Annotated in this window: 21 protein-coding genes; 8 read left to right on the forward strand and 13 right to left on the reverse strand. The window is 65.2% G+C overall.

Annotation, left to right across the window (positions count from 1 at the left end; all coding sequences use genetic code 11):
• The first annotated feature begins 39 nt into the window (after positions 1-39).
• Together ABCW42_RS03390 and ABCW42_RS03395 are read left to right on the forward strand one after the other, a co-directional pair.
• The gene (locus ABCW42_RS03390) at positions 40-1,353 is read left to right on the forward strand and encodes a hypothetical protein (RefSeq protein WP_423183521.1); all 1,314 of its coding nucleotides are present in this window, start codon (positions 40-42) and stop codon (positions 1,351-1,353) included.
• Positions 1,354-1,432: 79 nt separating this feature from the next.
• A complete protein-coding gene (locus ABCW42_RS03395; RefSeq protein WP_423183522.1) occupies positions 1,433-2,542 on the forward strand; it encodes an NAD(P)/FAD-dependent oxidoreductase in 1,110 nt (369 codons plus the stop codon).
• 71 nt (positions 2,543-2,613) lie between these two features.
• Here ABCW42_RS03395 and ABCW42_RS03400 read toward each other — a convergent pair whose 3' ends face one another.
• Positions 2,614-3,624, reverse strand: coding sequence for a PstS family phosphate ABC transporter substrate-binding protein (locus ABCW42_RS03400; protein WP_423183523.1), 1,011 nt, complete (start codon positions 3,622-3,624; stop codon positions 2,614-2,616).
• Between the two features lie 273 nt (positions 3,625-3,897).
• Here ABCW42_RS03400 and ABCW42_RS03405 point away from each other — a divergent pair, with 273 nt between their 5' ends.
• A complete protein-coding gene (locus tag ABCW42_RS03405; RefSeq protein ID WP_423183524.1) occupies positions 3,898-5,574 on the forward strand; it encodes an ABC transporter substrate-binding protein in 1,677 nt (558 codons plus the stop codon).
• Positions 5,575-5,790: 216 nt separating this feature from the next.
• Here ABCW42_RS03405 and ABCW42_RS03410 read toward each other — a convergent pair whose 3' ends face one another.
• Both ABCW42_RS03410 and ABCW42_RS03415 read right to left on the reverse strand, forming a co-directional pair.
• Entirely contained in the window at positions 5,791-6,363 is a 573-nt protein-coding gene (locus ABCW42_RS03410; RefSeq protein ID WP_423183525.1) for an NUDIX hydrolase, read from the reverse strand.
• A complete protein-coding gene (locus ABCW42_RS03415) occupies positions 6,360-6,845 on the reverse strand; it encodes an inositol monophosphatase family protein (RefSeq protein ID WP_423183526.1) in 486 nt (161 codons plus the stop codon). Before ABCW42_RS03415 ends, ABCW42_RS03410 begins: the two co-directional genes overlap by 4 nt.
• A 275-nt stretch (positions 6,846-7,120) precedes the next feature.
• On the opposite strand from ABCW42_RS03415, the gene ABCW42_RS03420 reads away from it, so the two are divergent.
• From ABCW42_RS03420 to ABCW42_RS03440, 5 genes are all read left to right on the forward strand, one after another.
• A complete protein-coding gene (locus ABCW42_RS03420) occupies positions 7,121-8,227 on the forward strand; it encodes a hypothetical protein (protein WP_423183527.1) in 1,107 nt (368 codons plus the stop codon).
• Between the two features lie 105 nt (positions 8,228-8,332).
• Entirely contained in the window at positions 8,333-9,358 is a 1,026-nt protein-coding gene (locus tag ABCW42_RS03425) for a PstS family phosphate ABC transporter substrate-binding protein (protein WP_423183528.1), read from the forward strand.
• Between the two features lie 294 nt (positions 9,359-9,652).
• Positions 9,653-10,681, forward strand: a complete 1,029-nt coding sequence (locus ABCW42_RS03430; RefSeq protein ID WP_423183529.1) for a 6-phosphofructokinase — start codon at positions 9,653-9,655, stop codon at positions 10,679-10,681.
• A 68-nt stretch (positions 10,682-10,749) separates the two neighbouring features.
• Positions 10,750-10,998 carry a hypothetical protein gene (locus ABCW42_RS03435; RefSeq protein ID WP_423183530.1) on the forward strand — a complete coding sequence of 83 codons (249 nt, stop codon included), beginning with the start codon at positions 10,750-10,752 and terminating at the stop codon, positions 10,996-10,998.
• A gap of 289 nt (positions 10,999-11,287) precedes the next feature.
• The gene (locus tag ABCW42_RS03440) at positions 11,288-12,247 is read left to right on the forward strand and encodes a polysaccharide deacetylase family protein (RefSeq protein WP_423183531.1); all 960 of its coding nucleotides are present in this window, start codon (positions 11,288-11,290) and stop codon (positions 12,245-12,247) included.
• Positions 12,248-12,283: 36 nt separating this feature from the next.
• On the opposite strand, the gene ABCW42_RS03445 is transcribed toward ABCW42_RS03440, so the two are convergent.
• The 10 genes from ABCW42_RS03445 to ABCW42_RS03490 form a co-directional block, all read right to left on the reverse strand.
• Positions 12,284-12,445, reverse strand: a complete 162-nt coding sequence (locus ABCW42_RS03445; RefSeq protein WP_423183532.1) for a hypothetical protein — start codon at positions 12,443-12,445, stop codon at positions 12,284-12,286.
• 78 nt (positions 12,446-12,523) lie between these two features.
• Positions 12,524-12,871, reverse strand: coding sequence for a DUF202 domain-containing protein (locus ABCW42_RS03450; RefSeq protein WP_423183533.1), 348 nt, complete (start codon positions 12,869-12,871; stop codon positions 12,524-12,526).
• A complete protein-coding gene (locus ABCW42_RS03455) occupies positions 12,868-13,230 on the reverse strand; it encodes a YidH family protein (protein ID WP_423183534.1) in 363 nt (120 codons plus the stop codon). The genes ABCW42_RS03450 and ABCW42_RS03455 overlap by 4 nt, the downstream gene beginning before the upstream one ends.
• The gene (locus ABCW42_RS03460; protein WP_423184797.1) at positions 13,227-14,123 is read right to left on the reverse strand and encodes a formylglycine-generating enzyme family protein; all 897 of its coding nucleotides are present in this window, start codon (positions 14,121-14,123) and stop codon (positions 13,227-13,229) included. Before ABCW42_RS03460 ends, ABCW42_RS03455 begins: the two co-directional genes overlap by 4 nt.
• 99 nt (positions 14,124-14,222) lie before the next feature.
• Complete coding sequence (locus ABCW42_RS03465) at positions 14,223-14,408, reverse strand: hypothetical protein (RefSeq protein WP_423183535.1); 186 nt, start codon at positions 14,406-14,408, stop codon at positions 14,223-14,225.
• Positions 14,401-16,695 (reverse strand): glycoside hydrolase family 3 C-terminal domain-containing protein, encoded by a 2,295-nt coding sequence (locus ABCW42_RS03470; RefSeq protein WP_423183536.1) that lies wholly within the window; start codon positions 16,693-16,695, stop codon positions 14,401-14,403. Before ABCW42_RS03470 ends, ABCW42_RS03465 begins: the two co-directional genes overlap by 8 nt.
• A 25-nt stretch (positions 16,696-16,720) precedes the next feature.
• Positions 16,721-18,370 carry a sulfatase family protein gene (locus ABCW42_RS03475; protein ID WP_423183537.1) on the reverse strand — a complete coding sequence of 550 codons (1,650 nt, stop codon included), beginning with the start codon at positions 18,368-18,370 and terminating at the stop codon, positions 16,721-16,723.
• A gap of 136 nt (positions 18,371-18,506) precedes the next feature.
• Entirely contained in the window at positions 18,507-19,853 is a 1,347-nt protein-coding gene (locus ABCW42_RS03480; protein ID WP_423183538.1) for an MFS transporter, read from the reverse strand.
• A gap of 66 nt (positions 19,854-19,919) precedes the next feature.
• Positions 19,920-21,707 carry a sulfatase gene (locus ABCW42_RS03485; protein ID WP_423183539.1) on the reverse strand — a complete coding sequence of 596 codons (1,788 nt, stop codon included), beginning with the start codon at positions 21,705-21,707 and terminating at the stop codon, positions 19,920-19,922.
• A 52-nt stretch (positions 21,708-21,759) separates the two neighbouring features.
• Positions 21,760-22,377, reverse strand: a complete 618-nt coding sequence (locus ABCW42_RS03490; RefSeq protein WP_423183540.1) for a PadR family transcriptional regulator — start codon at positions 22,375-22,377, stop codon at positions 21,760-21,762.
• Positions 22,378-22,426: the final 49 nt, after the last annotated feature.

Raw genomic sequence — 22,426 nt, forward strand, 5'->3', positions numbered from 1 at the left:
ATCCCGTCCACCCAACCATGCGTGAAAGAGAGGCGACACATGTCGGCATTTGAAGCCACGACACCCACCGGCCGCAGCGGGCGGCCAAGAATCGCGGCGGTGGTCAACGAATACTGGGCCGGATCACACGCTGACCTGATTCTGGGACGCCTGCACGACGGCTACGAACTGCTGTGGACGCCGACCGAACCGCTCTGCGAGCTGGCGTCCCTGCACGTACTCGACCCGGGACCGGCCGACCTCGGAACGCAGCGGACCGGGCAGTGGGGCGTGCGGGCGGCGGAAAGCCGTGGCGATGCGCTGTCGGAGACCGGCACAGGGATCGACGTCGACGGCGTCGTCCTGATCGCCGAACGCAACCCCCGCTCGGGCCGGCCCGAGGAATTCGACGGGCGCGGCAGGCCCAAGGACCGGCGACACGAGATGTTTATGCAGGTCGCGGGCGAATGCGAGCGATCGGGCCGGCCGGTTCCGGTGTTCCTGGACAAACACCTGGGCAACACATGGGCCGAGATCAGCGAGATCTACCAGACGTCCCGCCGGTTGTCGATTCCGCTCATGGCCGGCTCCTCCGTTCCCGTGACCGTGCGCTGTCCACCCGTGGAGATCCCGGTCGGATCGCGGGTGACCGAGGTCGTCGCCGTCGCCACCGGTTCGGGAGAGCCGCCCATCTTCCACCCGCTGGAACTGATCCAGTCGATGATCGAACGGCGCGCAGGATTCGAGACCGGTGTGGCATCGGTGCAGTTCGTCTCGGGAGAGCGGTTTTGGGACGCGTTCACCGAAGGCGGGCTGTGGTCGCGGGAGCTCGCCGATGCGGCCATCGAAGCCGTACCCCACTATGCCGGCGGCGCCCGGGAGTACTACAGGCGGTATCCGTCAACGAAGCCCCATGACCTGGGCGCCCCGCCCCGCGGGGCCGAAGAGGCCATCGTCGTCAACTACAACGACGGCACCCGGGTGAGCGTGCTGCTGCTGACCGGATTCATGCTGCGCCGGTCCATCGCCGTGCGGTCTGCGGAGAGCGCCGACCCGCTCGTCACCTGGACGCCCACTGGGTCCAAGCTCACCGATGTCCCGATGGTCGGCGCTCCCGTGGCGGCTCCAGGACAAAAGAAGCCACCGACCTGGAACTTCGACCATCTGGCGCATTTCGTCGACCGGTTCCTGTTCACGGGCCAGTCGCCGTTCCCGATCGAACGGACCGTGCTCACCAGCGGCATTCTCGAAGCTGCGATGACCTCCCGCCAACTCGGGGGTGACATCGTGGAAACCCCCCACCTTGGCATCGACTACCGGCCACCCCTGACGGCAGGCCAGCTGATGCGCCGCGTCGACCGGCAAGAAGTATGACTGTCCAGCCCCGAACGCCTCCACCAGCACCGGCCCACGGCGCCCGGCGTCAAACAAGGATGAACCAGAAGGAGAAACAGTGAAAGTCATCGTCGTCGGCGCCGGAGTCCTGGGCGCATCCATCACCTACCAGCTCGCCAAACGCGGCGTTGCCGTGACCGTCCTTGACCAAGGGATCCCGGGGGAAGGAGCCAGCGCGGCCAGCTTCGCGTGGCTGAACTCCAACGCCAAGGAGCTCCGGCCCTACCACCATCTGAGCGTCATCTCGATGGCCGAATGGTCGCTTGTGGCCCGGGAGCTGGGCAGCTCTTCCTGGCTTCACCGGAACGGTCATCTCCACGTGGCCGCCACCGCGGTCCAAGCCGCAGGGCTGCTTGCTCGGGCGGAGCTGCTCGAGTCCTCCGGCTACGCGGCAATCCCCGTGGCCCCGCCGGAGTTCCCCCGTCTTGACCCCGTGATCCGTGTCCACGAGAACTACGAGCTGGGCGTATTCTTTCCCGGCGAGGGGCACGTCACGGTGCCCCTGCTCATCCACGAGTTGCTCGCCGCCGCCACCAACTGCGGCGCCATCGTACGACACTCGACCAAAGTTGAGGCACTCCTCTCGGACGAGGAAAACCTCACCGGGGTCATCCTCGCGGGCGGTGAGCGGATCGAGGCCGACGTCGTCGTCCTCTCAGCCGGTGCCGGCATCGGGGGCCTTCTGGAAACGCAAGGGATCAGTGTGCGCACGGAGGGCACCCCGGGAGTCACCGTCACCACCTCACCCGGAACCTCCAAGCTCACGACCGTGCTGCACGTTCCCGGACTCAGCGTCCGGCCCGATACCGGCGGGCGCCTTGTCCTCCGCTCCTCCGGCATCGATGCGGACATCAACTCCACGAACTGGACTTTGCCCGAGCCGGCCGTCCAGACGTTGTTCGCGCAGCTGGGGGAGGCGCTGACCGACGTCGAACCGGCCGGCGCCCGGGCAGAACGCATCCGGATCGCCCACCGCCCCTCGTTCGACGGGCTTCCCGCTGTCGGCTTTTGGGACGGACATCCGGGACTGTACGTCACCACCGTCCCTACCGGCGTGACCCTCGGTGCCCTGACCGGGAGGCTGGCTGCCGAGGAAATCACCAGCGGCACGGCGCCCAAGCTCCTCGAAGGCCTCCAGCCGGGCCGGGTCGAGAGCATGGTCGGATAACCGTGGTGCCCGGGGCTGGTCGCTGACCTGGCCCCGGGCGCAACGACACCGGTCACCCCGCAGGCGCCGGCCTACTCCGTGGGCGAAGACAAACCCATCAGCCGCACGAGTTCCGGGCCGGCGACCGACTCGGGCAGGGGCAGGTAGTCGCCTTCCGCGGCGACCACGGACTGCCCGGCGCGGCTCAGCACGAACCGCATGAACTCCTTCACCTTCGGGTCCCAGCGGGTATGGGGTGCCTCGCGGACGAACGCGTAGACCGACCTGCTGAGCGGGTACTCACGGCTGGCCGTCGTTTCCCGGGTCCCCGCGACCGCATGACCTGAGTCTTCGACAATCGGAACTGCCTTCAAATCCTTGGTCAGGTTCCTGAACCCCGCCAGCCCGATGCCGTGGCGGTCACTCTCAAGCGTAGTGACGAGCGCCTCGGCGGCATGTCCTCCGGAACCTGCGTACATCCGCGTCGGTGCCCCCTTGGGCAGCACCGCCCGATCAGACCACGGTCCTTCCTGCAATACGCGCAGCCACATGTGCTGCGCCGTCCCAGTGTCGCGATCCAGGCCATAGGTGTGGATCGGCGCGTCGGCCCACTCGCCGGTAAGACCGAGCTGGCCCCACCGGGTGATCGGCTCGGGATAGCCCCGTCGGCGCTCGGCCGAGTAGATCGCGTCCAGCTGGGCGAAGCTTAGTTCCGTGATGGGATTCTCGGCGTTGACGAGCACCGCGACCGCCACGGTCTTGGCGAACGTGTCGAACGCGCCGGTGGCGATCGCGAACCCCTCCGGCTGGTGATCGAAGATGCGCTTCCACGACGTGCGCTCCAGCTTGCGGATCTCCCGGCCGAACAGACCGATGTCTGCAACGCCCGTGTAGAGACCACCCACGGCCGTGGATGTGCCCCGGAGGAACGAGTCGAACTCGAGCCCGGGATGGAACTGCCCGAAGTGCTTGGCCCATCCGTCCCAGAGTTCCTGAAACGCGGGGTCACCCCACGCCACGAGCTTGCCGCTCAGCTCGGCTTGGGGCTCATACTCGGGCAGGATCTGCCAGGATTGCGCGGCACTCGTCTGCAAGGTCGACATCGTTTTCCTTTCCTGAAGAAAGACACCGTGGCGCCGTGGCGGCTTCCTCCCACTTAGTTACGTAGCGCCTCAACTCTAATACCAGTTTGGAATTAACAGCTGTTAATTTTTCTATTGCCGTTGTGTTGCTGTCAGGTCTACTCTTTTGTCTTGCAGAACTGTAGCTTCCGTTAGCTTCGTGTTGCCGGTGGCCCGTTGGGCTCCCCACGCCGGGGCACGATCACGTGCTGCGCGGACGCCGCGCACAACGAAAGAAGAACAATGAAGTTCCTGATGACAACGAATCCTTTACTCCGGGTGCGGGTCACCGTCGCTGCCGCCATGGTGGGCTGCGTGCTTGCCACGGCGGCGTGCACCGGGACCACCTCCAGCGCCTCAAATACGGCAGGTGGAACCCTCAAGGTGACCGCAGGCGCCTCCGGACCGTTCACCGATAACTTCAATGCGCTCATCGCCAGCTCTTCCAGCGCCACCGGGTTTGCCGCCTACGCGATCTTCGAGCCCTTGCTGCAGGAGGATTTCGGCAGCGGCAAGACACGGCCTTGGCTCGTGACCTCATACACTTGGGGCCCGGACGGCAAGACTCTGACTCTGAAGATCAAGGACGGGGTGAAGTGGTCCGATGGCACGGCGTTCACGGCAAAGGACGTGGCGTTCACGTTCAACTTGATGAAGGCCAACCCGGCGTTCAACGCAGTATCCCTTCCGTTGACCGGGGCCGAGGCCACTGACGACACAACCGCCGTCGTCCACTTCAGCAAGCCGGCCTACCAGGTCATGTGGTGGCGCACCGAGACCGTGCCCGAGCACATCTGGAAAGACGTCCAGGACCCCGTGAAGTACGCCAACCCCAACCCGGTCGGCACCGGCCCCTACATGCTCAAGACGTTCACTCCGCAGGCCATCACACTGCAGAAAAACCCCTACTACTGGCAGGCCGGAGGAAATTTCCCCACGGTGCAGTACCTTGCGGCCGACTCCTCCAGCAGCATGATCGCCAACCTGCAGTCCGGCGGCGTCGATTGGATCGGAACCGCCGGCATTGACGGTGCGACCGTGAAGAAGCTCGCTCCGAACGCCATCGACTACTGGAACACCACCATCAACCCGTCGGTCGCCCTGCTCCTGCCGAACTTCAACCACGCGCCGCTCGATCAGCTGCCGGTGCGCAAGGCAATGGACATGGCACTGGACCGCGACGAGATTTCGAAGATCGGCACGGCCGGGCTGAACGCCCCGGTCGAATCCCCCACGGGGATGGACGTCAAGACGCGAAGCGACCTGATCGCGTCGGCGTTCTCCGGACAGAAGTACGGCAAGGCGGACCCGGAGCAAGCGAAGAAGATCCTCACCGCCGCCGGCTACCAACTCGGTTCGGACAACGTGTTCGTCTCTCCGACCGGCCAGCGGCTGGACTTCAAGCTCACGGTGCCGACGACCTACCCGCAGGCCGACCTGTTCGGCATGACCCGGGTGATGGTGCCGGAACTGGCGGCCGCCGGGATCAAGGTCACGGTGAAATCGGAGCAGCAACAGGCCTACGTGAAGGATGTCGAGATGGGCAACTACGAGCTGACCATGCGCACCAACGGCGGAACTCCCTCGGTGTATGACTTCTACAACCGGATCATCAACCAACAGCCGATCAAGGCCGCCGCAACGGGCACCCAGCTCAACTACGAGCGGTACCCGAACCCGGACGCGCCCGCCTTGCTCAGCGCCTACGCCGCAGCCGCGCCGGGCAGCAAACAAGAGCAGACCGCCGTCGGGGCGATCCAGAATGTCATGGTCAACGACCTGCCCGGGCTGCCTCTGGTGTTCTCCGGTGGCGCCGGAATGTGGCGCACCGACCGCGCCACCGGCTGGCCCTCGGCCTCGGACCCCTACGCCGCCCCCGTGCCCGGCAGCGTCAACGCCGAACTCGTCCTGCTCAAACTCTCGCCCAAGTAAAGGCTCTCATCGGGCGCCCCGCATGAAAATGTGACGGCCCCGGTGCTTTGCCGGGCCTCCTGGCGGGTGGAGGGATCCACCGCACCAGGAGGTCTCCTGGAGCTGGCGTCCGGACACGGCCCCGTCGGCCCGATTCGTCACCATGCGGCGTACCAGACCGTGACGCCGTCGTCCTGTCGCAAGGGTCATGCCGGGAGCCGGTCCGCGGGGGAGGGGTTACGGACGATACGCCGGGAACCGGAGCAGGGTATCGATGGTGTCGGCCTGATGGAGGATTCCGGTGGGCATGGCGCGCGCATCGGGTCGTAGTGCGATTTCCTTCAGGGAATCAAGGCCGACGAGCTGCACCTGGATCCGCTCGCCGCCGTCCAGGCTAGGCGGCATCAAGGACTCGAAACCGGTAGCGAGGAAGAGATAGACGAAGTGCTCGATCTTGGCGTGCGGCTGCGTCACGACGAGCAACTTCCAGTCGGAAAAGACCATGCCTGTCTCTTCCCGCAACTCCCTCCGGGCCGCGTCAAGCTCGGTTTCGTGCTCCAGGTCGTGCCTGCCGCCGGGAATGGAGTAGTAGGGCGGTCCTCCCGGCTGCCGTTCATGCAGCACCACGATTGACTCATCCCTCACCGCAAGAACCTGGACCGTGTCGGGGCGTTTGAGCATTTCGAAGACCTGCTCCGTTCCGTCGAAGGCCCTCTGCCGCCATTGGTAGGTGCTGAAAATGACCCCTTCGAAGGCGAGTCTCGCCTTCGATGGAACCAGGACCGCCTGCTGCGGAAGAACGGTCCTCATGCGGCGCTCCCTGTGCCCTTCGCTGACGGGTGAAGAAGCTGGTGCACGCCCGAGGTGTCAAGAGCCGCGCGGAAGATCTCCCGCTGGGCCGGGTCGAACACCGCCCCGACCAGAGGCGACAAACTGCGGCCCTCGATGGCGTCACAGGCGGCGACGGATACCGCGAACGGAGTAGCGCCGCGCACATAGTTCGCCGACCCGTCCAAAGGATCGATCACCCAGTTCAGTCCGGTACTGCCGGTGAATGCCCCGCGCTCTTTTGCGATGATGCCGTCCTCGGCCCGGGCGGCAAGAAGCCGCTGGATAATGAGCGACTCCGAATCGCGGTCAGCATCGGTGACGATGTCACCGGCACCGGCTTTGGTCCCGATCCGGTCCGGGGCTTTCCCCGGCCGCTCCAGGAGGAGGCCGCCCGCTTCGATCGCCGTATCCGACGCGAGTGTGAGCAGATCCTCAATGGTCCACTGTCCATTCCCTGACATGCCGTCATTCTCGCACCCGGATAAGCCGGATGGCCATATTCGTGCGTTGAGAATATAACAGTTGTTTCAAATAGATCTAGCATTCTGTTGATTTTAAGTATAGGTTTCGTTTGGTTGGCCTTTATCAGGGCGACCGTGTGATGAGTCGGCGGACTCGAGTTCAAACGAGAGGAACGCAGCACAATGACGAGCATCTGTTCTCTGGGGATCACAAAACGGAACAGCCCACCCGCGGCCCACGCCGGTTCCGGCGTCCTGGCGAAGGAGGCCCGCCGATGACCGCGGCAGTCGGCACGACCGTAAGGTACCGGGAGATCGCGACCGTGGAAGTGGGTGCCGGCCCGCACCTCCACCTGGGCTATGTGAAGGAGTCCGGACACGTCTGGGTCTCGGACACCGGCGGTGACACCATCACCGTTCTCGACCACGCTGACGGTCAGGTGATCGATCGATGGCACATCGGAGGCGGTGCCGCGCATTTCTCCTTCGATGCCGGATGCAACGTCGGACTCGTCGCGCTCCGGTCCGCGGACGAGGCAGCGATCATCAAGCCGCGGACCCGAGAGGTGCTCCAGAGGGTCGCGCTGCCGCCCGGAAGTGCACCCACCGGGACCATGCCCGCCTTCGACCGGGGCATCGTCTACACGCTCAACGAGGGCAACGGAACGGTCAGTGCAGTCGAAATGTCCTCTGCCCGGGTCATCGCAACGATCCCGGTGGGCGGCCTGCCGAAATGGGGCCAGCCGTGGGGTGCGAGCTATAAGCCGATCACCCAACCCGTCGGGAAGACGTATGTCGTCAGCACCGAATCCGACGACGTCACCGTGTTCGACGACCACAGCAACGAAGTGATCCGCCGCATCCCCGTCGGGCACCGGCCGAACCGGAACGCCATCTTCCGTGAGCACGGAAACATCTACATCTCCAACGAGGCCGACGACACCGTGACAGTGATTCGCATCGCCGATGACGAGGTCCTCGCCACCGTTCCGGTGAATCACCGGCCCTTCCGGATGCTGCCCATCCAAGCCATCAACGGCAAAGACGAGATGTGGGTGCTCGGAGCGGGGGAAGCATCAACAGGCGCCGGCACCGTGGCTGCCGTTTCAGGAACAGAGCACGTCGTGGCACGCACCATCGACGTCATTGACCAGCCGGCAAACTGGGTCGTGAGCCCCCGGAAGAGGCTCTTCATCGTCGGCTCCTCCTGCCGGCAACTGCTGGTGCATGATTTCGTCTCCGACTCGCCCATCGGGCTCACCGAGCTCGGGCACGACCCCGCGCCCGGTGCCATCAGCGGACTCATCCACACCTCCGCCGGAAGCCTTTTCATCCTCAACAACGACAGCACCGTCACCGTGCTGCGCGACCAGAACGACTGAACCCGCTCAAGGAAACAACACCGTCCGGGGCTGCGCGGTCCGCCCGAATGCTCCGCGCAACTCCGGACCCCGAAAAACGACACTGAAAGGCGGTCGAGAACAACCGTGGAATACAGCGAAGAAACCGTCCAAGCCGTCGAGGAATTGCCTCCCTACGTCCCGGGCGCTCCATTTTCCGGCGTGTTACGCCATTTCGGTGTCTCCCTGGCCGACATGGTCCCCCGATGGGAAGACGGATTCCGCAAATTCCACCCCGAAGCCCGATTCGAGGACGACCTCTGCAAGGCATCAGGCATCATCGGCGTGATGACAGGAGTCGCGGAACTCGGCGCAAGCGGACGGGAATCGGTACTCACCGAATTCCTCTCGTTCGGTGAAAAACTCAAGCGCATGCCCGCCGAGATAGCAGTGGCAACTGGAGCCCTGGACGTCGCCGGAGGCAGCTACGGACTCGCAGCCTTCGTCCACGAAAGCAACCCGATCGCCGGACTGACCGTGGACCAGCTGGATGGGATCTTCGGCGCCGAACGGACTGGCGGGTTCAGGGAAATCCGTTGGAATCCCACGGCAGCACGGGGCGCGGAGAAGGACATTCGAACCTGGGGCCAGCTCGGGCTGGAAGGCCACTGGGCGGACGCCCCGATCCAGACCTACGGCTTCGCCCAGACCGGGATGACCACCTTCTTCGAACGGGAAGTCTTCGGCGGTGGTCGCAAGTGGAATCCGAACTACCGCGAATACGTCGAAGCAGGATCCAAGCAGCAAGCCCCCGGAGCCCTGACAACAAAAGACATGATGGCGGCACTGTCCGAAAATCCCTACGGGATCGCCCTCGCCGGCCTGTACCATGCTGACGGTATCGAACATGTCAGACCGCTGCACCTTGCCCCGCACGGCAGCGACGCCTTCTACGCCCCGGACGCCGACTCTTTCGCGACCCGCAAATACCCGTTGGCGCGCAACGTCTACCTCGTCATCGACCCGGGAGCCGAGGGTCCCCAGGCAGAAGGCACGCGCGAATACCTGCGCTACGTGCTCAGCCGGGACGGCCAGCGAGCCATCCTCGACCAAGGCGTCTACTTCCCGCTTCCCCAAGAGATCCTGCTCAGGGAACGGGCAAAACTCAGCTGACACGAACCCGTCAGCACCACTCCAATGCCAGCGAGCCTGCGGACCTCGTGTTCACACAATGCCAGGCCGGATTCCGCAGGGGGCTCAGCGGCTCCGCCGTCGCGGACCACGCCGCCCCAGGCTGAAGCAGGTCATCAATTGACCACGGAAAGCAACTACATTTCCGGTGCCGGCACGTACCTCGCAACAGACACCCCGACGGCCGGGGGCCGGCGCCGGAACCCGCTCGCCATCCGCGTTCCCATCCCCTGACCGCAGGTTTCGGCGGCCCAGTGCAAAGGAAAGCCGCACACCATGAAAATAGGTATTCTCACCAGCGGAGGAGACTGCCCAGGGCTGAACGCAGTCATCCGAGGATCCGTCCTGAAAGGCATCAAAGCCTACGATCACACCTTTGTCGGTTTCCGCGACGGATGGCGCGGAGTCGTCGCCGGCGACGCGATCCAGCTTCCCAGGGAAACAGTCCGCGGAATCTCCAAACAAGGAGGCACGATCCTGGGTACATCGCGGACCAACCCCTTCGATGGTCCGTGCGGCGGCGCGGACAACATCAGGGCCACGCTGAACACCTTGGGCGTTGACGCCCTCATCGCCATCGGCGGAGAAGGGACGCTCACCGCTGCCAAACGACTGTCCCAGGAAGGGCTCAAAATCGTTGGCATCCCCAAAACCGTGGACAACGACCTGGCAGCCACGGACTACACGTTCGGTTTCGACACCGCCGTCGAAATCGCCACAGAGGCCATCGACAGACTGCGGACAACCGGTGAATCACACCACCGGTGCATGGTCGCTGAAGTCATGGGACGACACGCCGGCTGGATTGCGCTTCACGCCGGAATGGCATCAGGGGCCCACGCGATCCTCATCCCCGAGCAGCGCGTGGACGCAGACCAGATCGCAGCCTGGGTACAGCAGGCACAAGACCGGGGACGGGCGCCCCTCGTCGTCGTCGCGGAAGGGTTCATCGAACACGGGCACACCGCCGCGCACTCCGAACGCGGCCTGGACACCTTCGGACGTCCGCGCCTGGGCGGAATCGCCGACAAAATCGCCCTCGAAATCGAATCGCGGACCGGCATTGAAACCCGCACCACCGTCCTTGGCCACATCCAACGAGGGGGAGTGCCATCCGCGTTTGACCGAGTCCTGGCTACCCGATTAGGCATGGCCGCTGTGGAAGCCATCGCCCACGGACAGTGGGGAACCATGGTCTCCCTCAAAGGCACAGCAATCGAATCCGTCCACTTCGACGAGGCCCTCGGCCGCCTAAAAACCGTCCCCCAAGAACGATGGGATGAAGCCAAATTCCTTTTCGGCTAACGCCCACCCACCGGAAAACCGGCTCACCCGGCGACCACACCCCAACGGGGTCAACCATGGAGGAAAACATGAGCACAGAACACGCCTCCCCTCAGGTGACAGATGAATTCCAACGACTGGACGAGCACGAATGGCACCTCCTCCAGCCATTGGACCGTGTGCACCTCAGGCGCCCCGACAAGACTTCCGACTCAGGAACAGTTGACCAGATCATGGCCGAAGCGGCCCTCTTTTGGGTCTGGCTCGACCACGGCAAGGGCCGTATTCTCGTCCATTCAGACAGCCGGACCTCCGTATGGCGCGTCACCGTCGGATAGACACCGACGCTTGCATCATTTGCCTTCCAGTCACGCCCAACGGGAACAGCAGCAACACGCCGTCCACGTTGTCCCCACAAAGACGGCGGCCAACTAGGTGAACCCGTGCACGCGCGACGATTCGCCCTCCGACCCTAGCGGCTCGCCGCCGGTACCCGGACGGGCTTTCGAACCATTTCAGAGAGCCGGTGAAGAGTTGAATCCACCTTGGTCGGACACCGAGCGGCACGACAGGCAGGCTGGTTTTCTGGATAACGCACTTGACCCGCGCACAGCACCTTGGCCCGTCATGCGCACGGAAACCCCGAGGAAAGCCGAAGGAACACAAGCGGAGGTTTCCCGTCGTTCCGTCCTCCTGGTTGCCGGCGCGGCAACTTTCGGGACCATCGTAGCGGGATGCGCATTCCCGACCCCGGACACTTCCGCCCGACCTACATCTCCGAAGACACAAGAGATTCCGGCTGCGAAAGCCGCAGCCGCAACAAGCCCGAAGGCGTCCGCGGTACCCACTGCGCCGGTTCAGCCCAGCCGGTCCGATATCGAAACGCGCTTCGCCGCCGAACCACCCGGTCGATGGGGTCTCGACCTTCCGGGGATCGTCACCCACACCGGATCCTCGGCCATAGCGCTCACCTTTGACGCTTGCGGGGGTGCCGGCGGATCGGGCTACGACGCCCGTCTCATCGAAACACTCAGACGTCTCCGCATACCAGCGACACTCTTCCTGAACGCCCGCTGGATCACCTCAAACCCGTCCTTGAGCAGAGAACTCGCTTCCGACAGTCTGTTCGAGATCGGAAACCACGGCCTCGCCCATGTCCCGCTCTCCACGACCGGCCGGAGTGCCTACGGGATCGCCGGGACCAGCTCCGTGGAGGGGGTCATGGACGAGGTTTCAGGCGGCGCGGCCGGCATCGCCGCGCTCACCGGGCAGAACACACCGTGGTTGCGCGCCGGTACAGCGTTCTACGACGAAACCGCCGTCCAAGTGGTCGTCGCCATGGGCCTTGTCCCGGTCAACTTCTCCATCAATTCCGACGGCGGTGCGACCTTCCCGCCCGGCACGGTCGCCTCGCAATTGTCTTCGGTACGCGCCGGAGACATTGTGATCGGCCACATGAACCAACCAGGGTCCGGGACCTCTGCCGGCTACCAGGAAGCCCTGCCGGCCATGATCGACCAAGGCCTGAACTTCACCACCCTTTCCCTTACAGCCATTCCGGCCCCAGGCCACTTCCGTCGAAGCTGACAGCGACGGCGTTCAGGGCCGAATAGCGCCCGTGTACTAAAGGGTTTCGGAAGGGCGAGTGATGAGGATTCCACGTTCTTTGATTTTCTGTGCGCTGGCTCGAAGTTGTGCTTCCGCTTGATTCAGTTGGATGTCCATGTCGATACGGTCGTAGACGCGGATCGAACACCAATCTTTTGCTATTTCGGGACGTTCCATGCCGTGTCCTTCGCGATGTGTTGATGACGTAGGTAGTCGGGTGATTGGTGGTTCCTTTGGCGGATGGCTCCGGTGGTGTCAGTGCGACAGGACGATGGCCGCGGTGATTGCTCCTGCGAGGGCGAGCGTCGCGGCTGCGGTGGTTCGGGTCAGGACGCCATGAGGTGCGCCGGGCGTGCGGTGCAGTGTTTTGGTGCGGTGGAGGGCGCAGGCGGTGATGATGGTGGCGGCTGCGGTCGCGACTGCAGCGGCGGTGCCGAGGCCGATGACCTCGATGTCGATCCGTCCGCCGTGCCTGGCCCAGGCTGAGGTCGCGGCGCGCCAGATGAAATAGGCGCTGACGAGTGCCGCCAGCAGGGTGCGGCGCCAGGCCAGGGATGTGCGTTCGGGTTGTAGGCCGGGGTCGCGGACGGGCGGTGGGGTCATTTGGCGAGGAGGATGAGGATGGCTAGAACGGCTGCGGCTGTTGCGACGATGATGGCCATGGTGACGAGTAGCCAGGCGTGGGGGAGTTCGCGGTTGTTGCGCATGGCTTGTTCCTGCAGGGACCAGCGGCGGTAGGCCTCGAGGGCGAGGAGTGCTCCGATGACGGCGAACGCGATGCACAGGGAGATCCTGACGGGGGTTGGGGCGATCTCGGGTGCGAGCTGGTCGATTCCGATGGCTCCGGCGAGGATGGCCAGGGCGGTGCGGATCCAGGCCAGGAAGGTGCGTTCGTTGGCTAGTGAGAAGCGGTAATCCGGGCGCTGTCCCTCGCGCCGCCAGAGGGGTTCTTTGAGTTTCATGCGAGCCCTATCGTGCGGAAGCCGCAGTTGCCTGAGGAGGATTCGGGGGTGTTTGAGGTGCGGGCCGCGACGCGGTAGCGGTTGCAGTAGGAGTCGTGGCAGAGGTAGGAGCCGCCGCGCATGACCCTTCCGGCCCCGATGGTGGGTCCTTGGGGGTTTTCCCGGGGTGAGGTGCGGTAGTACTTGGGTAGGAACCAGTCCGCGCACCATTCCCAGACGTTGCCTGCCATTTCGTACACGCCGTAGCCGTTGGGCGGGAAGGACCGGACCGGGGCGGTGCCCAGGTAGCCGTCGTCGCGGGTGTTCGTGATGGGGAAGGTGCCTTGCCAGATGTTGCAGCGGTGTTCCCCGTCCGGGGTGAGTTCGTCGCCCCAGGCGTAGCGTTTGCCGGTGAGGCCGCCGCGGGCGGCGTATTCCCATTCGGCTTCGGTGGGCAGGCGGCGTCCGGTCCAGCGGCAGTAGTTCTGGGCGTCGTGCCAAGACACGTGGACCACCGGATGCTGAGGTGTGTCGGTCCAGTCGGATGAGGGTCCGGTGGGGTGGGCCCAGTCGGCGCCGCGGATGTTCAGCCACCAGGGGGCGCCGGCGGCCCGGCCAAGGATGTTCCGGTCCGAGGCGTTGATCAGGAGATGGAACACGGCGGAGCTGCCGTATTGCTCGGCTTCGGTGCGGTAGCCGGTGGCGTCGACGAAGGCTGCGAACATGCGGTTGGTCACGGCCGTGGCATCGATCCGGAACCCGTCCAGCGCCACTTCGTGGACCGGTGCTTCGCCGTCGGTCGGGTAGCCCTCGCCGAAAGCGTCGCCCATCCGGAAGACCCCGGATGGAACCGGGACGTCCACGTGCGCCGTCGTCCCGGATGGAGCTGTCTCTTCGGTTTCCTGCCCGTGGATCGTCACGCCCGTCCTTCGCGGCGTGCAGCAGTGGCCGGGCGCGTGTGTTTCAGACACGGATCGGGGTTCCTTCCCTCTGTAGGTGCTCTGGTGATTGCATCACGTGGTCCGGGGACAAGTCATCATCCCCGGATCGTCCGCCGGCATCCCGTCGCGGACGGGATGCCGCCCGGGGGTGGGCTGACCGAGGATGAGCGTCCGGCTGTGCTTGCGGGTGGCCCACTGGAGCATGATGCTCCCCGTGCCGGGTTCGTCGGTTTCCAAGGAGTTGGTGTTCTTACCCATCGGTGCGGGCCGTGAGTTCGTCGTTAGTTGGAGGGGTGAGGGGGCTGCCGGGGAACGCGGCGAGGCGGCCGAGGGGGAAGCTGCCGATGAGCGCGCGGCCTTCGGGTTCGTTGAGCATCGCGGCGAGCTGGTTGCCTGCGGTGGCGGAGTCCTGGAGGATCCGGGAGAGTACGGGCCCGCCGACGGGGTGGTCGAGCCATTCGATCAGGGTCGCGTCCCTGGTGAGTGGTGCGGTGGGGTCATCGCCGTCGAGCCGGATGGTGGCGGTTTGCCGGATGTCGCGGGAGGAGGCGCCGACCTCGACCGTGTAATCCCCGCCCTCGAGGACCCAGCGGCCCAGGGCCGAGTGCCAGACGGCGAGATCGTCCCGTTGGAGGCGGATGCTTGCCGTCGCGCTCTGGCCGGGTTCGAGACGAACGACGGCGAAGCCTTTCAATTCCCGGCGCGGCCGCACGAACGCCGAGCCGGGCACAGAGGTGTAAGCCTGCACGACCTCGTGGCCTGCCCGGGTGCCGGTGTTGGTGACGTCCACGCGCACCATGATGCCGCCGTCGTCCGCGGTCAGGGCGGGGTTGGCGTACGCGAAGGTGGTGTAGGACAGGCCATGGCCGAACGGGTAGGCGACGTCAAGGTCGCGGCTGTCGTAGTGCCGGTAGCCGACGAAGAGTCCCTCGCCGTAACGCACGTGCGAGTGCTCTCCGGGGAAATCGAGGTACGCGGGGGTGTCCTGGAGCCGGTGCGGGATGGTCTCGGCGAGCCGTCCGGAGGGGTTCGCGCGGCCGAAGAGCACGTCCGCGGTCGCGAGGCCGCCGGCCTGTCCGAGGAGCCAGCCTTCCAGCAGGGCCGGGACGCGGTGGTCCCAGTCATTCGTCGCGACGACGCCGCCGTTGGAAAGGACGACGGCGGTGGCCGGGTTCGCGTCCAGGACCGCGTCCAGGAGGGCCCGGTGCGCGGCGGGCAGCTCGATGCCGGTGCGGTCGTAGCCTTCGGATTCGAGCTCGGAACCGAGGAACAGGACCACGGTGCCGGCGCCGCGGGCTGCGTCCGCGGCGCCGCTGATGAGCGCAGTGTCCGGGGCGTCTTCGCCCGGGACGTAACCCGGGGCAAAGACCACCTCGGCGGCGGAGACGGCGCGGATGGCGTCGAGGGCGTTGTCGAGGCGGGTCGGGTTCACCAGGGAGCTGCCGCCGCCTTGGTAGCGGGGGGTGCGGGCGTATTCGCCGATCACCGCGATCGTTCCCGTGGATGCGGGGTCCAGCGGCAGGAAACCGTCCTCGTTCTTGAGCAGCACGATGCTGCGCCCCGCGGCCTCCCGGGCCAGGGCGTGGTGGGCGTCGACGTCGAAGGACGTCCCGTTCCCGGTCGCTACCCGGACCCCCGCGGTGCGGTCGGCCAGGTCGAGGACGCGGGCGACGGCGGTGTCCAGGACCGTTTCATCCAAGGTGCCGTTCTTGACGGCGTCGACGATCTGGGCGTCCGTGATGCCGCCGCTTGCCGGCATTTCCAGGTCCATCCCGGCCGACAAGCCTCTCACGCGGTCGTTGACCGCGCCCCAGTCCGAGACGACCAGCCCGGTGAAGCCCCACTCGCCGCGCAGCACCTCGGAGAGCAACCACGGATCCTCCGAGGCGTAGACACCGTTGATCCGGTTGTAGGAGCACATGACCGTCCATGGCTGCGCAGCGGTGACGACCTTCTGGAAGCCGCGCAGGTAGATTTCCCGCAACGGGCGGGGGTCCAGGTCCGCGCTGACGCGCAGCCGATCGCTTTCCTGGTTGTTGACCGCGAAGTGCTTCAGGGATGCCCCCACACCCCGCGACTGGACGCCGTTCACAAGCGCGGCGCCGAGTTCCCCGGTCAGGACCGGGTCCTCGGAGACATACTCGAAGTTCCGTCCGCCCAGCGGGGAACGTTTGATGTTGATCCCCGGCCCCAGCAGCACGGACACGCCTCCGGCCTTGGCCTCGGTGCCGAGCGCCTTACCGACGCGGGTCAGCAACTCCGGGTCCCAGGTGGATCCGAGCGCGACGGCGGGAGGGAAACACGTCGCCGGCACACTGGCATGAAGCCCGACGTGATCATCACCCTCGGCCTGCCGGCGTACCCCGTGCGGGCCGTCCGTCAACAGCATCGCCGGCACTCCGGCCACCGGGATGGCCTTCGTGTTCCAAAAATCAGCGCCCGACGTCAGGGACGCCTTCTCCTCCAAGGACAACGAGGCGAGCACAGCAGTGGGGGATCCATGAGAACCGGATTCAACGGAACGGGATTCAAAGGGGGCGTTCATGGGGGCCTTTCGGTGGTTGAGGGTGTCAGGAGGCGAGGGCGGAGGGCACTTTGATGGCGACTTCGGCGCTGGGTTGGAAGCCGAGGCGCCAGGCCTGGAACCACACGGTGTGTGCCTCGGGGTGGACGGGTGTTGTATAGAGGTGCCAGTGGCGGCCGTCGTTCGCAGGGATTCCTGCGATCTTTTCCAACGGTGTGGGGATGGCGGGGTTTCCGGGCGGATCGGTGGTCCACGCGATGGATGACCCGCTAGTGGGGCATTCGGCGACGAGACCGTCCGCGGTATCGACGACGGCGGGGGCCGCGGTCGTGCGCGCACACCCGCCGGGGCGCCACTCTTCGAGGAGGGTTTCCTCGTCCATGAGGCCGAGGTCGCCATAGCGTTGTTGCCAGGTGTCGAGCGCCTGGCGGAGCCGGGCGAGGTCGCCTGCGTGCCGGGGGTCTTCGGCGAGATTGCGGGTCTCGTGCGGGTCGGCTTCGAGGTCGTAGAGCTCTTCGGCCGCCTTGTCCGCGGCAAGGAGTTGCCGCTGGAGCGGGGTCAGGAGGCTCTTTCGTTCGCCACGGCCTAGTTGCTCGGCCTCGAGAAACGCGAAATGCCGCAGCTCGGCCCACGTGGCGAGCCTGTCCGGGTAGTCGTTGTGCTGCATCGGGGCACGATCGGGGTGATAGTTCCTGACGTACCGGAACCGCGAGTCGCGCACAGTGCGGATCGTGTCCTCGGTTTCGCCTTGCCGGTCACGGCCGCCATAGGCGTATTCGTTGGGGCAGTCGGTCAAGCGGCCGTTCCGGTCGAACAGGGCCTTGCCGTGCATGTGGTGAGGGACGGGTAGGCTCGCGGCGGCGAGCATGGTCGGTGCAAGGTCCATGGTGTGCACGAGGTCCGTCACAACGGTGTCCGGGGCGATCCTGCCGGGCCAGCGAACCAGCAGCGGCTCGCGCAACCCCGACTCGCAGGCCCACCGTTTCGCCCGCGGCATCCCCCGGCCGTGGTCGGACCAGAACACCACGATCGTGTCCTGCGAAAGTCCGTCTTCCTCCAGCTCCGCCAGGATCCTCCCCACCCATGCATCCATTTCCGTGATGAGGTCCGCGTACCTTGCGATCGCGCCCCGAAACACAAGTGTGTTCGGGTAGTACGGCGGCACTGGCGCGCCCGCGGGATCATGCTTGGCCTCGGCGGGCACGTGGGAGGTCGCTGCGGCGAACGCCTCTTCCCCGAGGTAGATCTGCGATTCGTGGGTGGCCATCCCGTGGAACGCGGCGAAGAACGGCTGGCCGGGATCGGGCCGGTTGCGCCAATGCGCCGACGCCGAACAGTCGTCAAATACGGTCCGGGGCACCTCGACCTGGAAATCCGTGAACACGTTATTCGTCGTGTAATATCCCGCGGCCCGGAAGTACTCCGGCAACAACCGTACCTCCGGCGGCGGGACCGCCTTCGTGCGCATGTGCATCGTCCCGATCGCCGTCGGGAAACACCCCGTCATGATCGCCGACCTCGCCGGCGCACAAATGGGAGCCGCCGCGAACGCGGCGTCGAACCGCGCGCCGTCGTCCGCCAACCGGTCAAGGTGAGGCGTCACCGCATATTCCGCCCCCGGCCACACCCCCGCATAACACCCCAGATCCGGATTGATGTCATGCGTGGAAATCCACAAGATATTCGGCTGCTTCACGGTTCCCTCTCCAGGAGTCTTGTCCTTTGAATTGGCTGCCGGCCGCCCTCGACGAATGCGGTGCCGGGGTTGCTCGCGCGGCCAGTCAGCAGGATGTCCAACCTGCGGACTGGCCATTCACGTTCACGAACCCGGGTTAGCCTCGCCCAAGCGCTTCCTGGCGGCGCTGTTCAAGGGTGTTGGTGACCCGGGCAACGTCACGCGGGTAGCACCGGTAAAGTCCCGTGAGCACGGCTGCGTTGACGAGCATGAGCACCACCATGATCCAGAAGAACACCGTCTGGATGCCGAGGTTCGTGGCGAGGGCGCCGGCGCCAAGGGAGAACAGTGCCCAGCCGATGGTCTCGAAGATGGTCAGGAAGATTGCGAACGCCTGTCCGCGCAGCTCCGGCAGGATGACGGCCGCGACGATCGAGCGGTTTGCCGCAGGGTTGAGGCCCTGGCCAAACCCCATGAGCCCCCAGAAGACGGCATAGATGCCAATTCCTTCGTAGTGGAACTGGGTTCCGAAGAATGCCGCGACGGCGAAGAACACTTGAGCGCCCTGGAGGTAGGCGACTCGGCCGCGGTGCGGGATCACGCGGTCAAGAAGCGCCAGGAACCATCCGCCGCCGATCGTTCCGGCGAAGTACGACAGGCCGAACGGGATGAGCACGGTGGCTGCTACCGCGTTCGAGAAGTGACGCTCGGTCACGAGGAACTGGATCCCGAAGATCGCGATGAGCAGGTGTCCGGACAGGAGCCGGGAAACCATCATAAGGGAAAATGAAGGCACTTTCATGATGGAGAGCACTGATCCAAACGTCACGCGGGACAGGTGGCGCTTGCCTTCGGACAGGTCGGCCAGTTGCGCCTCGGCGGCGCCGACTCCTGGATCCCTGTACAGTGCGGCGACCAATAGCCCGGCAAGGACGCAGATGCCCCCAATCGTCCACATGCCGTAGCGCCAGCCGTCCGTGAGCCCGGTGAAAAGCGCGATGAGTGGACCGACGAAGGAACTGATGAGGCTGATGAAGCCATAGAAGTATCCGACTGCCTTGCCGCGGTTTGCGTCATCAAAGGAGTCAGCGAGGATCGCATTCGAGATCGGAACGCCGCCCACCATCGCTGCGGACATGAGCGCATTGAAAATCAGCAGTTGGGTAAAGTCCTGCGCGAAGCCGGCCGCCGCGCCGAACAGGCCGCCGACGAGGGTGATCAGGACGAGCGTATTCCGGCGTCCGATACGTCCGGCGAGCCACGTCCAGGCCGGGCCAGCGGGCACGGCGACAATTTTTCCAAGGGCCGCGAGGAGCCCCAAGTGACCGCTGTTGAGCTTCAGGGCCTGCGCGATCGAGGGGAAGATCGTCGACGTGAGGCCGGCTTCCGTGTTGTCGACGATGCTCACTCCTGTGAGCACCATGAGGTTGCGCCAGCGGTGGGGAACGCGGCGGGCTTGGAGCTCTCCTTCGACGGGAGTGGCCTTGATGATCTGGGCTTCCATGATCTTTTCCTGACTACTTTGACAGGTGGACGGGGGGTGGTGAGCAGCTTGCTTGATGAAGGGTGCTCAGGCCGGAACCGGTAAAAGTTCCTCGGCGAGGTGTTCGAGGGTGGTGGCCGGGATGGGGCTGACCTTCGCCAGTTGGTAAAGGGTGAGCTGGGCGGGGATGTTGACCAGTTCGGTGGTCACCAGATGCGGTAGGCGGCGTTCGAGCGTGGTGCGGCGGTGCGGGTCCTGCAGGAGTTCAAGGATCGGGATGTTCAGTGCCGCGCCGTTGTCGGAGAAGGACGAGAGCGGGGGGAGGGCCCCGAGGTCGACTTCCGCGCGTTCGGGCTGGCTGCGGACGAGGAGGTGGTCAGTGGTGGGTGCCGTATCGAAGGGAATGCCGAGCCGGGCGAATTGGCTTGCCGGGGCGTCGCTTGCGTGCATGAGATCGGCGAGCAGGACCAGCATGCGCAGTTCGATTTTCTCGTCAGTGATCGGGGCTTTTTGTCTCGGGTCTTTGTGGAGGTCGAACAGGAGGGTTCCGTGGGCCCAGGAGTTCATGAGGGAGTGGGTGCTGATTTTGAGGGTGCGCAGTCCTTTGGTGAAGGTGAACGGCTCGGCCGGTTCCCACGCGGCCAGTTCCCCGGGACTGAAGCGGGAGCGCATGTGCGTGGGCATGAGCGTGAAGTCCTCCAACGGCCCATTGGAGGGGTCGGCGGCTGCGCGCATGTAAACGTAGCGGCCGTCGGTGACGTTGACATGGCCGCCATGGATACCGAACAGTGCCGCGTCGCGGACCTGGGTGTCGTCTTCGAGGACGACGGCGAGGTCCCGGCCTTGCATGTCCGGCGTCGGTTCGAGCCCGAAGTAGCCCAGCATCGTGGGGGCGACGTCGATGGTCTGGGCGAGTGCAGCGCGGCGGGTGTCGGCTCCGGCGGTCCGAGGGTCCCAGAGGAACATGGGCAGGTGGACGAGTTCGTTGAACCAGGGCTGGACGGATTTGGCCCACCAACCGTGCTCGCCCAGGAGGAAACCGTGGTCGGTGTTGACAAGAAGGAGGGTGTCTTTCCACATGTCGTACTTGTCCATGGCGTCCAGGACCCGGCCGAGGGATTTGTCGCACATGGAGACGAGCGCGGCGTATTCGTAGCGGGCGTGCTCGACCTGGGATTCGGGTTCGGTGACGCGCTGGTAGCCGGGCCAGTCGAACTCGGGGCCGTCGTAGTCGTGGGGGTACATGGCTTTGTAGGCGTCGTGGGTGAAGAAGGGTTCGTGCGGGTCGAAGAGCTCGATCTGGAGCATCCACTGGTCTGCGGCCTGGTTCGTGTCGATGAAATGGATTCCGGCGTCTACGGTGCGGGTTTGGGAGTGTTCGGCCTCGGTGGGCATGTAGGAGCGGTTGATGCGGTCCTGGCGTTTCATCCCCGCACGCCAATCCAGGGCACCGCCGCCGGACCCTGCCACGTCTACCGACGGCGGGGCGACGACGCCCTTCCAAGGATCGCCCTCCTGGCCGCGGAAGAATTCCCAAGTGGTGTAGCGGGGGTGGTAGGTAGCGCCGCCGTCTTCCCAGTAGTGCGGGTGGTCGGAGGCGAGGTGCGTGTGGATCCCTGCGTTGCCGAGGATCTCTGGCATGGAATCATCAAACGGTTCCAGGGGCCCCCAGCTTCGGTGCAGGAAGTTGTAGCGTCCGGTGTGCATTTCGCGGCGGGCCGGCATGCAGGGCATGGAGCCGGCGTAGAAGTTCTCGAAGGTCACGGACTGTGCGGCGAGCCGGGCGAAATTCGGTGCCTCCACGATAGTGTCCGCGTACGGCGCAAGCATGTGCCTGTTCAGACTGTCGAACATCAGGATAATGGCCCTCATCATGGTCCTTTCAGGAGGGGTGGGCGCGGGTCAAAGGACGGCGTCGTCCGTTCGCTCAGCCGGAGAGCTCGGAACGGTCCAGGTCGCCGGGAAGGGCGGTCAAGGAACGCGAGGAGAGCTTCCCGTCAAGGAGGTCTTTGCGAAGCTCGGTCATGGCGGCGACGTGTGCGTCAATGGCTGCGGCGCCGAGGGTGTGGAGCCGTTCGCCGAGGGAATCGGCGAACTCGGCGTCAAACGGAATGGTCGGTGCCCAGTTCTCGCGCCGATCCCGGAACCTGTACCTGGCGATCTCTTCTTGCCGGGTATGGATTTCCACGTCAAGGAGTCGGAGCAATTGCTCGGCGCTCATGAACCCGGCGAAGCTCAGCCGTGCGCCGAATTCGGGGTCCTGGAACCGCGACGGCGGCTGGTACGGGCCGGTGAGCCAGTCGAGGAAGACAGTGGCCCCCTCGTCCGTCACACGGTACGTTTTGGCGTCTTGCGCACCCGGGCGGGGCTCGACTGTGTGGGTAATCCAGCCCTGCTTCTCCATTGCGGCGAGGGAACGATACACCTGGCTCATCTGGGTGTTGGACCGGAGGAACCGTCCGTGCACGTCGAGGTACTTCTTGAGGTCATAACCCGTGCTGGGATGTTCCAGGAGTACTCCCAGGAGGATGTCTTCGAGCTTCATGGTTCTCTCCGATAGCGATGGTATTTCCGTGATGCACCTCACGTTCTAA

Origin of the sequence: Arthrobacter sp. NyZ413, assembly GCF_049390645.1 — a bacterium.
GTDB lineage: Bacteria > Actinomycetota > Actinomycetes > Actinomycetales > Micrococcaceae > Arthrobacter.

Bases quoted from the DNA above. Each gene is read 5' to 3' on its own strand.
- ABCW42_RS03390 (WP_423183521.1), top strand. From the start codon at position 40: ATGTCGGCATTTGAAGCCACGACACCCACCGGCCGCAGCGGGCGGCCA.
- ABCW42_RS03400 (WP_423183523.1), bottom strand. From the start codon at position 3,624: ATGTCGACCTTGCAGACGAGTGCCGCGCAATCCTGGCAGATCCTGCCC.
- ABCW42_RS03405 (WP_423183524.1), top strand. From the start codon at position 3,898: ATGACAACGAATCCTTTACTCCGGGTGCGGGTCACCGTCGCTGCCGCC.
- ABCW42_RS03410 (WP_423183525.1), bottom strand. From the start codon at position 6,363: ATGAGGACCGTTCTTCCGCAGCAGGCGGTCCTGGTTCCATCGAAGGCG.
- ABCW42_RS03415 (WP_423183526.1), bottom strand. From the start codon at position 6,845: ATGTCAGGGAATGGACAGTGGACCATTGAGGATCTGCTCACACTCGCG.
- ABCW42_RS03420 (WP_423183527.1), top strand. From the start codon at position 7,121: ATGACCGCGGCAGTCGGCACGACCGTAAGGTACCGGGAGATCGCGACC.
- ABCW42_RS03430 (WP_423183529.1), top strand. From the start codon at position 9,653: ATGAAAATAGGTATTCTCACCAGCGGAGGAGACTGCCCAGGGCTGAAC.
- ABCW42_RS03435 (WP_423183530.1), top strand. From the start codon at position 10,750: ATGAGCACAGAACACGCCTCCCCTCAGGTGACAGATGAATTCCAACGA.
- ABCW42_RS03440 (WP_423183531.1), top strand. From the start codon at position 11,288: ATGCGCACGGAAACCCCGAGGAAAGCCGAAGGAACACAAGCGGAGGTT.
- ABCW42_RS03445 (WP_423183532.1), bottom strand. From the start codon at position 12,445: ATGGAACGTCCCGAAATAGCAAAAGATTGGTGTTCGATCCGCGTCTAC.
- ABCW42_RS03450 (WP_423183533.1), bottom strand. From the start codon at position 12,871: ATGACCCCACCGCCCGTCCGCGACCCCGGCCTACAACCCGAACGCACA.
- ABCW42_RS03455 (WP_423183534.1), bottom strand. From the start codon at position 13,230: ATGAAACTCAAAGAACCCCTCTGGCGGCGCGAGGGACAGCGCCCGGAT.
- ABCW42_RS03465 (WP_423183535.1), bottom strand. From the start codon at position 14,408: ATGGGTAAGAACACCAACTCCTTGGAAACCGACGAACCCGGCACGGGG.
- ABCW42_RS03470 (WP_423183536.1), bottom strand. From the start codon at position 16,695: ATGAACGCCCCCTTTGAATCCCGTTCCGTTGAATCCGGTTCTCATGGA.
- ABCW42_RS03480 (WP_423183538.1), bottom strand. From the start codon at position 19,853: ATGGAAGCCCAGATCATCAAGGCCACTCCCGTCGAAGGAGAGCTCCAA.
- ABCW42_RS03485 (WP_423183539.1), bottom strand. From the start codon at position 21,707: ATGATGAGGGCCATTATCCTGATGTTCGACAGTCTGAACAGGCACATG.
- ABCW42_RS03490 (WP_423183540.1), bottom strand. From the start codon at position 22,377: ATGAAGCTCGAAGACATCCTCCTGGGAGTACTCCTGGAACATCCCAGC.